Below are 12,293 nucleotides of genomic sequence, written 5' to 3'. Positions count from 1 at the left end.
GACAGGTCCCCTTTTTCCAGCTGAGTAGGCTGCGATTGTTTGCATGCGGCTTTGCCATGCCCCTTCTTCCAAGATACCATATCTTTTTCGCAGCCTTCTCAAAATTATTGCTTCAAGTGCAATTGACGGTATTCGCTGGGGGTGCTCCCTGTCGTCTTTTTGAACAGCGTAATGAAGTACGGCGTGTTTGGCATGCCGACCTCCGTGGAAATCGCGGCGATTGACTTGTTTGATTGAGCCAAAAGCTCTTTTGCCTTGTCCAGCCGTTTCTGCTGAATATATTCCACAGGCGTCATTTCCTTGATTCGCTTGAACGTGCGATGCAAATGGTAGGGGCTGCCGTGGCACATGTCTGCCAGATGGGCCAAGCTCAGCTTTTCGGTGTAGTGAGAGTCGATATATTGCGTCATTTGTGCGACCCATTCGCGATCCGGCAGGCGCTGACCCGTCGGCTTGCACCTTTTGCACGGGCGAAACTCCTCGCGAATCGCCTCGCTCGCCTGTTCAAATATCCGCACATTTCCCCATCTCGGCGGCTTCGACTTGCACGATGGGCGACAAAAAATGCCCGTCGTCTTCACCGCGTAAAAAAACTGCTGATCATAGGTCGCATCGTTATTGATGATGGCTTGCCATCGCTCCTCAGTAATCCCAAGCTCCATGTTGCCCACCTCCACCGTCAGTATACCCCCAAGCGAACCGCTTCGTGCTCGGTTGTAAATAAAATAGCAAGATAACGAAATGACAGTCCAGCTTTTCTTGCGATACAACTAAGAGAGTGCCAAAAGGAGGCTGTTTGATGATGAATACAAACAAACGAATATATACGGAATTGCCACGCCAATGTCTACCTGCCAACGCTTGGGTCGATAATAAGAAGGAACTGATCCTGCATACCGAACAACCTTTTTCATTTTCCCAAAACCTCCATTACTTGTCGCGCAGCAACAACGAGTGCCTGTACCATATTGAAGGAGATCGGCTGTACAAAGCGATTCCTGTTGACGGCGACATCCCTGTCGTAGAAATTCGCGCCGACGATGACGGGCAGCTGTCTGTTCGTTTTCTCGGAGACGCTCCGCCGCCAAATGTACGCGCCCAAGTAGCGCAGTACGTTTACGACTGGTTTGATCTGGGAACCAATCTGACAAAGTTTTACGACCTGGCCCAAAACGATGCCTTGTTAAAAAACGCTGTCGCTTCTTACTACGGGCTGAAAAATATGGGCATCCCCGACCTGTTTGAAGCGATGAGCTGGGGGATTATCGGACAGCAAATCAACCTGACGTATGCCTATACGTTGAAAAGACGTCTCGTGGAAAGCTTCGGGCAACAGGTCGAGCACGCAGGGCGAACTTTTTGGGTGCATCCTGCGCCGCAAGTGATCGCCGAACTTACCGTGCAAGACCTGGAAGCGCTGCGGATGACCACGAAAAAGTGCGAGTATTTGATCGGTGTTGCACAACTCATCGTTGAAGGGAAACTATCGAAAGAGCTATTATGGGACGGAGGAGATTGTAAAAAGGCGGAGAAAAAGCTGATCAGCATTCGCGGGATTGGTCCGTGGACAGCCAACTATGTCCTCATGCGCTGTCTGAGGATGCCGTCTGCTTTTCCGATCGACGATGTCGGCCTGCACAATGCCATCAAATATGTTCAGGGTACGGAGACAAAACCGACCAAAGCCGAAATTCTGGCGCTGTCCAGCAGTTGGACAGGCTGGGAGTCTTACGCCACCTTTTACTTATGGCGTTTTCTCTACTAACCAAAGGAGGTTTCACTCGCATGCTGAAAATAGGCTCGCACGTTTCCTTCTCCGGCAAAGGTCTGCTCAATGCCGCAGAAGAAGCCGCCACCTACGGCTCTAGCACGTTCATGATTTATACGGGAGCGCCGCAAAATACAAGACGCAAACCGATCGAAGACCAATACATTGAAGAAGGCAAAGCTGTCATGGCCAAAGAGGGCGTCGAGGAAATTGTCGTGCACGCCCCTTACATTATCAATCTCGGCTCCTATAAAGAAGACACGTTTGAACTGGCTGTCCGCTTTTTGCAAGAAGAAATTCGCCGGACTGACTACATCGGCGTCAAAAACATCGTGCTCCATCCCGGCGCCTATACCGACAAGGACGCGGAGTACGGCATTGCCAGAATCGCCGAGGGCTTGAATGAAGTTCTCGCCGGCGTGAAAGACACTGACGTCAAGATCGCGCTGGAAACCATGGCCGGAAAAGGAACCGAGATCGGACGCAGCTTCGAAGAACTCGCCGCGATCATCGAAAAAGTCGAAGACAACAGCAAGCTCGCCGTCTGCATGGATACGTGCCACATTCACGATGCGGGCTACGATATCGTCAACGATTTTGACGGTGTGCTGGAGCAGTTTGACCGCACCATCGGCCTGGACCGCCTGAGTGTCGTTCACCTGAACGACAGCAAAAACTTCCGCGGCGCCGGAAAAGACCGCCATGCGCCAATCGGTGCCGGGCTGATCGGCTTTGACGCGATGAACTACATCGTCAATCACGACAAAATCCGCCACCTGCCGCTCGTTCTGGAAACACCGTGGATCGGAAAAGAAAAAGGCAAGGAGCGCCCGATGTACAAAGCCGAGATCGCCCTGCTGCGCGGCGAGATCGAACAGCGCTTCGGCGACGAATTTATGGATCACGTGGAGCGGCTGGACTACTTCTTCCGCAAGCAAGATGTGACCAGACGCGAATATGTCGTCGGCATCTGGGATCTGTTGAAAAACGACGCGAAAGCCAAAAAAGCGGACGGTCGCGAGCCGATGGAACGACTGTACGACATGGCGCACGAAGCACGCTTGTTCCCGGAGCTTTCCGAGGAAGAGCTGAATCAACGCCTGACCGCCTGGTTTGCCATCCCGAAATTCTCGTAAGCCAGGCCGCATGAATCTCTCTGGCAGATTCGACCTGAACAGCGGTGCAGCCAAAGAAAAAACGTACTTGCTTCTCGGAAGTGACGGTCGGTTGTATCGAAGCCAAACTCCGGGTACAATCGGTGGCTATCGGCGGAAAAAAATATACGGACGGCTGGACTGCCCCTCCGCTCTGCGTGCCATCGCACGGGGAGGATATGTAGCCCATCGCGTATTTTTCGCTGACGAAAAGACCGCTGTCGCTGCGGGCTATCGGCCCTGTGCAGTTTGCCTGCCTGACAAATACGCTCTGTGGAAAGCGGACCGCTCCCTATAAACTGCTGGAAGCGACATGCGACCGCTGTGTATTCATGCATTTCCTACAGCTACAGTAAATCCTACACGCCCAAAAGCTGGCCCGTGCCGATGACGGAAGCCAGCTTTTGGGCTTTTTGCTTTCTTCGCTGCTTTACTCGTTCACGCTGCCAGACACGCCATTTTTGTGCAAAAGGGGAACAGGCGGAATGACTCGGAAATACGGGACGCTCGTGACGATGGAGATACCCGCTTCCCGCAACACGGCTGCCATCTCTTCCGCTTCCTGCGCCGGAATGTCGCCCAAGGAAAAGCATGACTGATCGCAACTCGCCCCTGCAAACCAGCCTCCGTGGTCATGGCTGCCAGCCGCTTCATGGTGAACGTGCCGAGATGACCGTGGTCGTGCAAATGCAAATCGATACCCGCCCCCGCTTCGACAGCCAAATCGACCATCTGATAGAGCGACTCTTCAATGTCCTGATCGACTGTCGCCGGGTCCACGCCGCCGACGTGTGTCGCCCCTTGCCGCAGCGCTTCCCTGACGAGTCCTTTCGCCCTGGTGCGCAACAGCCCGTGCTGCGGGAACGCGACGATTTCGTGCGTCAGCCGATCCGCATACGTCGCAAGCGCCGCCTGAACCTGCTCCAGGTTGGAGATTCCTACTTTCGGATAAATGTCTACATGAGTACGCACATGGGTGGAGCCGTATGACAGCAGGACAGCAAGGAAGTTTTCCGCTCGTTCCTTGGTGGACGTCGCAAGTCCCGGCAAAATCCGCTTTTCGATCTCGCAGCGCTCGATCACGTTTGCGGCCGGGATCACTGCCCGCCATTCCTCGCCCAACAAAGTCTTGTCCAGGTGGACGTGCTTTTCCAGCAAGGTCGGCATAGCCAACAGCCCTCTGGCGTCTTCCCGCTCGATGCCATCCTCGCTCAGCTCGTCAGCAGCAGACACGATCCGGGCGTTACTTGCGATTCTCAGCGCACAACTGATAGCCCCAGCCCCAGACGGTCGTAATCATCCCCGCCGCTTCCGGGGAGCGCTGGGACAGCTTTTTTCTGATTTTCCGCACGTGGGCGTCAACCGTGCGGGAATCCCGCTCGGTTTCGTCATTCCAGACGTTTTGCAGCAAATCTTCCCGCGAAAACGTCTCATTGGGATGCAGCGCTAGAAAATACAGCAGCTCAAACTCTTTGGGAGCCAGCCCCACTGTTTTTCCGCTGACCGTGACCCGATGAGCCAGCGGTTCGATCAAAAGGTCGGGATAGGAGATCGCCACAGGAGAGCCGCTGCTTTTTTTGCCTGTTTCTTGCAGACTGGCAGTCCGATGCAGGATGGCCTTGATTCTGTATACAAGCTCGTGCGGGCTGAACGGCTTGACGACATAATCATCCGCTCCCGCCTCAAAACCTCGCAAGCGGTCAGCCTGCTCCCCTCTGGCCGATACGATGACAATCGGCACCGGATCTGTTTCGCGCAGACGCAAGCACAGCTCGATCCCGTCCATACCGGGCATCATGAGATCGAGTATGATGAGGTCATAATCGATCTGTTTGACCAGTTTCAACGCTGCGAATCCGTCCTCTGCCTCATCCACGACATATCCCGCATTTTCCAGATACATGCGCAAAATACGCCTGATTCGCTCCTCGTCGTCCACGATCAAGATTGTAGCAGGATGATCTCCCATGACGCTCTCCCTCCTCGCTTTTGTGACTGCTCCCTACGCTCCCAAAAACCGCTTGGCCGCAGGAATACGCCTGATGACAAGCAAATCGACAAGCAGCACGGCAACCAGGGAAATGCCCACCAGCGGAAAAAACAGTCCAAACGCGATGATGATGGCTGCGACGCCTTTCATCAGCTTGTAGTTTTTCGGCAAAGCTGGCGCTCCCAGCTTGCCAGCCGGCTTGCGCTTCCACCACATGATCAGCCCGGTAAGCGAGATGCCTACCAAGCCGAGGCAAGTCAATGCCGCCAAAAGCTGGTTCGGCCAGCCGAAAAAGCGCCCCTCATGCAAAGCGATGCCGATTTCGATTGCTTTTGCCATTGTCCCGTAATCGGCAAAACGCAAGTCAGCGAGCACCTTGCCGCTGTATTGATCGATGTGCAGCGTCGCGTTATCTACCGGAGATTTCGGGAAAACCGACACGGTATAGACGCCTTTTTCTCCTTCGGGCAGATTGATCGTATATCCGGCAGGGACTTTGCGCTCTGTAGCAATGTTGACTACTTGTTCCAACGGCAATGTTTGTACTCCGCCTTTTTGAGCGGATTCCGGCACGGGCATGTTTTCGGCAGCCCACGATACTTCGGCAACAGCCTTTGTCGGGATCACTGACTCTGGTACGCTACCCCACAGTTGGTCGGGGTAGCCGGATTGTGCGGAGGTGGCTGCCTTGTTGACGTAATCGCCCCAGACGCCAGACCACGGCAAGCCTGTCATGATCAGTACAGCGGTAAACAAAGAGAGCCAGAAAGCGGGCACAGCATGCAAATCCCGCCAGAAAATGCGTTTTCCTTGCGTGAATCTCGGGATCAGCGTTCCGTACAGCGATTTTGTGTTGCGCGGCCACCACAGATAGACTCCGGTTACGAGCAAAATCATTCCCCAACAGGCTGACAGCTCGATAATCCGGTCGCCTGTTTTCCCTGCCATCAGCTCGCCGTGAAGCTTTTTCATGACTTGCATGAGCTTGTTCTGATCATCCAGCTCGCCGACGATTTTGCCGTCAAACGGGCTGACGAAGACGGTTTTGCTGACCTTGTGTTCGACAATGCCGACCTCGGCTGTTCGTGTCGGCTCATCAGACGGACGATAGCGTGTGATGACGGCTTCCGGATAAGCCTGTCTTACTGCCTCAACTTGCATCGTCGGCGATACAGCCGTATGTCCCGCCGTTACATAGTAAAGGTCCTTGTACATCCACGCTTCAATCTGCGGCTTGTACAAATAAATTCCGCCAGTAATCGCTAACAAAATCAGAAAAGGAGCAAAAATAATTCCTGCGTAAAAATGCCACCGCCAGATCGCCACATACAAGCGTTTTTCCTTTTGTGGCTCCTCTGTTGCTTCTTGCTGATACGTTTGCGGCATCGCCATATACCCGCGTTCCCCCTCGTACTGATGATTTTACGAAATTGAGTATATGACGATTGCCCGTTTCGCTACATGACTCAACCTGGCTATTTTGGGCATGAATATGTGTCGGAAGATTGACAAGTTTCAGTTCCCGCTTCCCAAAAAGAAAAGGATATAGAGACGGCTCTATACCCTTTTTCTGTATCGATTAAAAATCAAAGTTGTCCGGATCTGGACCGACGCGATGATTTTCATTCAAGCCGTCGATCAGCTCCATATCTTCTTTTGTCAACTCAAAATCAAACACCGAGGCATTCTCGACAATGCGCTGTTCTTTTGTCGATTTGGGAATCGTCACAACGCCATGCTGCAAGTCCCAGCGCAAGATGATTTGGGCAATCGATTTTTGGTACTTCTCAGCGATCCCTTTCAGGACAGGATTGTCCAGCAATTGGCCCTGCATCAGCGGCGACCAAGCTTCAAACTGGATGCCCTGCTCCCGGCAGTAGGCGCGCAGCTCTTGTTGGGACAGTCGCGGATGGAACTCCACCTGGTTGACCATCGGCTTGATTTCGGCGTCCTTGAGCAGCTCTTCGAGATGATGAATGTGGAAGTTGCTCACCCCGATCGCCTTGACGCGCCCTGCTTTGTACAAAGTTTCCAGCGCTCTCCACGCCTCTTTGAATTTGCCTTCCACCGGCCAGTGAATCAAGTACAGATCGAGGTAATCCAGCCCCAGCTTGTTCAGGCTCGTTTCGTAGGCAGCCAATGCGGATTCGTAGCCAAGGTCGGCGTTCCACACTTTTGACGTCACAAAAAGGTCTTCTCTCGCCAAGCCCGCTTCTTTCAGGCCAGCGACAATGCCGCGTCCGACACCTTCTTCGTTCTCGTAAATCGCCGCCGTGTCGATGCTCCGGTAGCCGTGCCGGATCGCAGCTTTTACGGCGTTTTCCAGCTCCGATCCTTCCGCGACTTTAAATACGCCAAGGCCCAGCCAAGGCATTTTCACGCCGTTGTACAGTGTGGTAGTCTCTTGCAAATGCTTTGCCATGATTAATTTCCTCCATCCCTATTGTCTATTTATGAAAGACAGTCTACAGTAGTCAAATATGCGGGGTACGGTTTGACAAGTGCTATTATGAGAGACAATAGCCAAAAGAGAAAGTACGTACTTTTTTGTGCGATAGGTACTAAAAAGTGCCTATGCATGCAGGAGGGAACCGTTCTTGAAAAAGAAGTACAACATTTCAGTCGAAGCCACACTCGAAGTTATCGGCGGCAAATGGAAGTGCGTCATTCTTTGCCATCTGACGCACGGGAAAAAACGCACGAGCGAGTTGAAGCGGCTCATGCCTGGCATCACGCAAAAAATGCTCACCCAACAGCTACGCGAGCTGGAAGACGATGGGATTATCAACCGGATCACTTACAATCAGGTTCCGCCAAAGGTCGAGTACGAGCTGAGCGAGTACGGCTGGAGCCTGAAAAGCATTTTGGACGCGTTATGCGCCTGGGGTGAACAGCATATTATCAAGGAGTACGGGGACAAATATGCTGTATTGGAAGACAGCATTCTCAATAAATAACAACCGCGGCACCCCCATTCATGTGATTGAGAAAAGGATAGGTTCACCTTGGAAGCAACCGCATCTCCTGTTTTGCGCCAGTTGGGCAGCTCTGCCCTGCTGCTGTCGCCGCTGGGGCTTGGCTGCTGGCAGTTCAGCAACGGCAATGACATGGTCTACTCCTTTTCCTCGGTTGCCAGTGAAATGCGGGAAATGGTCGGCGAACTTTCGCGAGTCTGGTCTGAAAAAGACGTTGCCGCTCATCGAAGTGTTGGACGAACTGGCAGACAAATACGCGTCCTCCTCCACACAAAAAGCAGGCTGTGATCCGCGAGTAGATCACAGCCTGCTTCGTTTTTTCAAGAACGCAGCCAATCAACGGCGCGCCTTTTCCCGTTTTCCGCTGATGGCAGTAAGAATCGCCGCCCCCAACACCATCACTCCGCCGATCCACGGCGTATGAATCAAGCCCAGCGAATCTACGACGATTCCCCCTACAAAAGCTCCGATGGCGATTCCGAGATTGAACGCAGCAATATTGATCGCAGACGCCACATCCACCGCGCCGGGAACGTATTTTTCCGCGAGCTGCACCACGTATACTTGCAGCCCTGGCACATTCATGAACGCCAGCAAGCCCATCAACATAATCGTAATCGTGCCTGCCACCTTGAACGGCGCGGTAAACGTAAGAATGAGCAAAATGACTGCCTGAACCACAAACATGAAGAACAACGCTCGCAGCGGATTTTTGTCGGCTGCCCTCCCTCCGACTGTGTTACCGATGGCAATAGCGATGCCGTACACAAGCAAAATCAGACTGACGACATTGGCATGATAGCCTGTGATCTCTTCCAAAAGCGGCGTCAAAAACGTAAAGGTGACAAACGTTCCGCCGTAACCGAGTGCCGTAATGGCGAAGGCCAGCAACAATCGGCTATTTGTGATAATTTTCACTTGGTCTTTCAGCGAGGCAGGCTTGCCTGTTTTCAACTGGCTGGGAACGAGTATCGCGGTCGCTACCAAGGCAATCAGGCCAAGGATGGCTACGCCCCAAAACGTCGCTCTCCAGCCAAACATTTGACCAATAAACGTTCCCAAAGGCACACCTGTAACCGTGGCGACCGTCAATCCGGTAAACATCGTCGCGATCGCACTTGCCCGTTTATTTTCAGGCACCAGGTCAGCCGCAATGGTCGAGCCAATGGAAAAGAAGACACCATGGGAAAAGGCCGTGATGAAACGGGCAATGAGCAGCAAAGCAAAGCTTGATGACAGCGCAGCGACGCTGTTTCCGACGATGAAGACCACCATTAGCAAAAGCAGCAGCGTCTTGCGCGGGATTCGGCTGGTCAGCGCGGTAATGATCGGCGCTCCCACAGCCACGCCCAGCGCGTAGCCGGAAATCAAAAGTCCGGCGAGCGTGATCGTTACATGCAAATCTTGCGCGACAGTAGACAACAGACCGACAATGACAAACTCCGTCGTTCCAATGCCAAATGCACTGATTGCGAGAGCAAGTAAAGCGAGCGTGGAGTTTTTCGCACCTTTTTCATGCTGCTCTCGGTTGATAGCTGTGCTCATGATGAAAACATCCTCCTGTTATTTTACTTGCCAGTCATTCGGCAGGGCCCTTGCGCATCATGATTGGCGAATATGTTGTGTTGCTGATTGCCATTATCGAGCATGCGAGCTTTTAGCGGAAGTACGTACTTTTTAGTAGCATAGGCACAAAAAAGTGCCTTAGGCGCGCCGGATAAATCTGCTCAAGCTTGCCTGGCCCGCGTTCCCGTTGCACAAAAAAACGTCTCCCGGCCCTTTATAACTGGCCGGTGAGACGCTCTGACGACAGCTGGCTTAAAAATCGTTTGGTTCGTTCATGACTTGGCGCAGAAAAGAGCCGAGCTGGCGGGCCTTCTTCAATGATCCTGCCATCGTGCATGACGACGACCCGATCTGCCACTTCGCGGGCAAAGCCCATCTCGTGCGTCACCACGATCATCGTCATACAGCAAAATAAAAGATGATCAGTCAAAAGGTGATCATGTGGATTGTAAGTAGCAAAAAGCTAATGAAATTTTAGCACTAAAAACAGGAAAAAATGAGTGAGCATAAGCGTAGTCAAATTAATAGAATTAATTTAGCAAATAGCATTGACATACAAAATAAAAAATGTAAAATTTTTCATAAAAAGTTATCTACTTACACTTCGGGACAAAAAGGTAAGTTTTTCGCAATTTCCATCCTGTTTATATCATTACAATTTTAATTTAGGAGGACTTTATGAAAAAGTTACTGAGCGCTTTTGCTATCTTTGCATTAATATCCAGCCCATTAAGTATCGTGAATGCTGAATCAGAGTATAACAATGAGGAAATTCAAAAAGTTGCCTTAGCAAGTGGGAAAAGCGAACAAGAGGTAATCAAATTGCTGAACCAGAGACAAGAACGACTCAAACAGACAAGGGAGAACTGGTCGAAAATCATCCAAAAACAACGTGAAGAATTTAAGGACGAAGTAGACAAACAGAAAGCCAACCTAGGGAAAAAGAATGAAAAGGTTGAGATGATCCGTATTATTACGTCAATCGATCCTAAATTTGAGAAACAGAACTTCTCTTACAATGAAGAATCTGGGGAACTTCAGTTGGAAACGACATCTGGAACCGGGCAGATTGGCACTTATGGCGATATACTGATTACACTTGATTCTGGATCAGAAAGTTCAGGTACGTTTTACGGAGGTCATGCTGCTATTGTATCTGAGGATAGCAACTCCTGGACTATAGAGTCGTTCGCAAAAGGGTGGAGTCCGCAAGCGCCGAAAATTGACGGCGTTTATTGGCACATAAATGACTGGGCAAATCGATACGATACTGTGGCAGGATATCACGTAAAAAAAGCTTCTTTATCCGACTACACTGACGCTGCACTATACGCTGAGGACAACTTGTACAAACCTTACAACTTTAATTACTTCGACAAATGGGACACTACATCTTTCTACTGCTCACAAATAGTCTGGCGTGCATGGTATAACCAAGGCTTTAACCTAGATTCTGATGGCGGAGATGAAGTATGGCCAGAAGATATTGCTAATTCTTCGAAGGTTATCCCATTCTACAGTGCTGGTATCTAAAAGCACAAGAAAGGTAGGAAAATCCCGTATTTTCCTACCTTTCTGTCTATATTAAAAAGGAGAGTCTATGAGAAGTAAATATTTACGTTTTAAATTTTTTCTGTTAGTTTTTGGAGTTACAGGTGTTTTAAGTATAATAATGTTAAGCACCGGACAACTTTCATATAAGATTAATAAAAATGCAGAAAATTACATAATACTTCGCACTTCATTTATAGAGAACAAAAGTAAATTAGAGATATATTCTGAAGACAAAAAAATAAATGAAGAGAGTATTGACCAAGGAGCATTAAATAGTCTTATTAAGCATAAGAATGATTTTTATATTTCTTCTAGATATAAAGGCGATTACTATATTCTTTCTAAAAATGGACGGTTAATTAAGAAAAGAATTGAGTCAGGAAAAGGAATTACAAATACATTCTATAACAATGATAAAATTACATTTATCACCAACTGGGGGCAAAAAAAAGAGAAGGGAATTATTTCTTACACGAGTGGAATATATTTACTTAACGCTAAAAGTGAACCTGTCGAATTTGTTCTAAATAATGGATTTTTCACAAGCGGAACCTTTTTTAATAATCATATATATGTATTAACATTTGACCCAACAGTTAAAGAAGAGCAAATATTAAAAGTAAATTTCAATGGTGAAATAGTAAAAAAATTTGTACTTGGCAGATCTCCCCGATTTGAGTTCAGATCCATTACCACAAGTAACGATTTGATATATATGTATTCTAATGATGGAAAATTGCTATTTATAGATACAGCAGATAATCTTCAAGAGATACCCCTTACAAACGGAACTGGTAAAGTATTTAAAATATTTCCTGCTTACCAAGGAATACATGTGCTGTTCTATAATGGAGTTTTTATTCAGATAAAACAAAATAAGGTCAATAGTGTCTTGAAATTGCAAAATGAATCAAATGAGCATTTAATTAGTATCCAATCCAAAATTAAAGGCAAAGTATTACACGTTCTATATACATTTGATAAAGCATATTACGGAAAATCCTATAAATATGAAGGACTTATTCGGCAATATAGCATCGATGATGGCTCTGTATTAGCTAATTTTTATCTTGAGAAACTAGATAATCTAAGATTAGTTGACTTCGATATAACCAATAATTAGATAGTTCAAAAAAGTAATTTGTTGTTTAACAATTCGCTTCAAAGGAAGTGGAATTATGGAATTTTTAATATTTATTGGTTCTTATTTAATTGCATTTCATATACTTTCTATAATTATCACTGGGTGTTTACGTTTTTTTTTACCAAAGATTCATTTTCTTGTC

12 protein-coding genes and 2 pseudogenes are annotated in these 12,293 nt (G+C 49.0%); 7 read left to right on the top strand and 7 right to left on the bottom strand.

Annotated features, from left to right (window positions below; translation table 11 throughout):
- Nucleotides 1-104: 104 nt before the first annotated feature.
- The gene (locus tag M2298_RS26415; protein ID WP_122962185.1) at nt 105-662 is read right to left on the bottom strand and encodes a bifunctional transcriptional activator/DNA repair enzyme AdaA; all 558 of its coding nucleotides are present in this window, start codon (nt 660-662) and stop codon (nt 105-107) included.
- A gap of 137 nt (nt 663-799) precedes the next feature.
- On the opposite strand from M2298_RS26415, the gene M2298_RS26410 reads away from it, so the two are divergent.
- The 3 genes from M2298_RS26410 to M2298_RS26400 are packed head-to-tail and all read left to right on the top strand — an operon-like array spanning nt 800 to nt 3,220.
- On the top strand, nt 800-1,765 hold the full coding sequence (locus tag M2298_RS26410) for a DNA-3-methyladenine glycosylase family protein (protein WP_280649292.1): 966 nt from the start codon (nt 800-802) through the stop codon (nt 1,763-1,765).
- 20 nt (nt 1,766-1,785) lie between these two features.
- Nucleotides 1,786-2,904: a deoxyribonuclease IV gene (locus M2298_RS26405; protein WP_173597912.1), complete on the top strand. Its 1,119-nt coding sequence runs from the start codon at nt 1,786-1,788 to the stop codon at nt 2,902-2,904.
- 10 nt (nt 2,905-2,914) lie between these two features.
- Entirely contained in the window at nt 2,915-3,220 is a 306-nt protein-coding gene (locus M2298_RS26400) for an Ada metal-binding domain-containing protein (protein WP_122962182.1), read from the top strand.
- Between the two features lie 141 nt (nt 3,221-3,361).
- Here the strand turns inward: M2298_RS26400 and M2298_RS26395 are convergent.
- The 4 genes and pseudogenes from M2298_RS26395 to M2298_RS26380 all read right to left on the bottom strand — a co-directional run.
- Nucleotides 3,362-4,128 (bottom strand): annotated as a pseudogene (locus M2298_RS26395) (amidohydrolase family protein); the annotation flags it as partial.
- 37 nt (nt 4,129-4,165) lie between these two features.
- Nucleotides 4,166-4,891 carry a response regulator transcription factor gene (locus tag M2298_RS26390; protein WP_122962181.1) on the bottom strand — a complete coding sequence of 242 codons (726 nt, stop codon included), beginning with the start codon at nt 4,889-4,891 and terminating at the stop codon, nt 4,166-4,168.
- A gap of 33 nt (nt 4,892-4,924) precedes the next feature.
- The gene (locus tag M2298_RS26385; RefSeq protein ID WP_274874729.1) at nt 4,925-6,304 is read right to left on the bottom strand and encodes a PepSY-associated TM helix domain-containing protein; all 1,380 of its coding nucleotides are present in this window, start codon (nt 6,302-6,304) and stop codon (nt 4,925-4,927) included.
- A 187-nt stretch (nt 6,305-6,491) separates the two neighbouring features.
- Entirely contained in the window at nt 6,492-7,334 is an 843-nt protein-coding gene (locus tag M2298_RS26380; RefSeq protein ID WP_280649291.1) for an aldo/keto reductase, read from the bottom strand.
- Between the two features lie 175 nt (nt 7,335-7,509).
- Between M2298_RS26380 and M2298_RS26375 the strand changes: the two genes are divergently transcribed.
- Both M2298_RS26375 and M2298_RS26370 read left to right on the top strand, forming a co-directional pair.
- On the top strand, nt 7,510-7,869 hold the full coding sequence (locus M2298_RS26375) for a winged helix-turn-helix transcriptional regulator (protein ID WP_122962178.1): 360 nt from the start codon (nt 7,510-7,512) through the stop codon (nt 7,867-7,869).
- A gap of 48 nt (nt 7,870-7,917) precedes the next feature.
- Entirely contained in the window at nt 7,918-8,175 is a 258-nt protein-coding gene (locus M2298_RS26370; RefSeq protein ID WP_229049792.1) for a hypothetical protein, read from the top strand.
- 48 nt (nt 8,176-8,223) lie between these two features.
- Here the strand turns inward: M2298_RS26370 and M2298_RS26365 are convergent, their stop codons facing one another.
- Together M2298_RS26365 and M2298_RS26360 are read right to left on the bottom strand one after the other, a co-directional pair.
- Nucleotides 8,224-9,432, bottom strand: coding sequence for an MFS transporter (locus M2298_RS26365; RefSeq protein WP_280649290.1), 1,209 nt, complete (start codon nt 9,430-9,432; stop codon nt 8,224-8,226).
- A 235-nt stretch (nt 9,433-9,667) separates the two neighbouring features.
- A pseudogene (locus M2298_RS26360) lies at nt 9,668-9,856 on the bottom strand (hypothetical protein); the annotation flags it as partial.
- A 275-nt stretch (nt 9,857-10,131) separates the two neighbouring features.
- Here M2298_RS26360 and M2298_RS26355 point away from each other — a divergent pair.
- Nucleotides 10,132-10,986, top strand: a complete 855-nt coding sequence (locus M2298_RS26355; protein ID WP_122962176.1) for a YiiX/YebB-like N1pC/P60 family cysteine hydrolase — start codon at nt 10,132-10,134, stop codon at nt 10,984-10,986.
- A 67-nt stretch (nt 10,987-11,053) separates the two neighbouring features.
- Nucleotides 11,054-12,130, top strand: coding sequence for a hypothetical protein (locus M2298_RS26350; protein ID WP_122962175.1), 1,077 nt, complete (start codon nt 11,054-11,056; stop codon nt 12,128-12,130).
- The last annotated feature ends 163 nt before the right edge of the window (nt 12,131-12,293 follow it).

Source organism: Brevibacillus sp. 1238, assembly GCF_029892995.1.
Taxonomy (GTDB): domain Bacteria; phylum Bacillota; class Bacilli; order Brevibacillales; family Brevibacillaceae; genus Brevibacillus; species Brevibacillus parabrevis.
Note: the sequence above shows the minus strand (reverse complement) of the source record. Positions and strands in the feature narration are given on the sequence as shown.

What these genes read in the sequence shown, in the direction of transcription:
- M2298_RS26415 (WP_122962185.1), bottom strand. Translation starts at nt 662, where the DNA reads ATGGAGCTTGGGATTACTGAGGAGCGATGGCAAGCCATCATCAATAAC.
- M2298_RS26410 (WP_280649292.1), top strand. Translation starts at nt 800, where the DNA reads ATGATGAATACAAACAAACGAATATATACGGAATTGCCACGCCAATGT.
- M2298_RS26365 (WP_280649290.1), bottom strand. Translation starts at nt 9,432, where the DNA reads ATGAGCACAGCTATCAACCGAGAGCAGCATGAAAAAGGTGCGAAAAAC.
- M2298_RS26385 (WP_274874729.1), bottom strand. Translation starts at nt 6,304, where the DNA reads ATGGCGATGCCGCAAACGTATCAGCAAGAAGCAACAGAGGAGCCACAA.
- M2298_RS26350 (WP_122962175.1), top strand. Translation starts at nt 11,054, where the DNA reads ATGAGAAGTAAATATTTACGTTTTAAATTTTTTCTGTTAGTTTTTGGA.
- M2298_RS26355 (WP_122962176.1), top strand. Translation starts at nt 10,132, where the DNA reads ATGAAAAAGTTACTGAGCGCTTTTGCTATCTTTGCATTAATATCCAGC.
- M2298_RS26405 (WP_173597912.1), top strand. Translation starts at nt 1,786, where the DNA reads ATGCTGAAAATAGGCTCGCACGTTTCCTTCTCCGGCAAAGGTCTGCTC.
- M2298_RS26390 (WP_122962181.1), bottom strand. Translation starts at nt 4,891, where the DNA reads ATGGGAGATCATCCTGCTACAATCTTGATCGTGGACGACGAGGAGCGA.
- M2298_RS26380 (WP_280649291.1), bottom strand. Translation starts at nt 7,334, where the DNA reads ATGGCAAAGCATTTGCAAGAGACTACCACACTGTACAACGGCGTGAAA.
- M2298_RS26400 (WP_122962182.1), top strand. Translation starts at nt 2,915, where the DNA reads ATGAATCTCTCTGGCAGATTCGACCTGAACAGCGGTGCAGCCAAAGAA.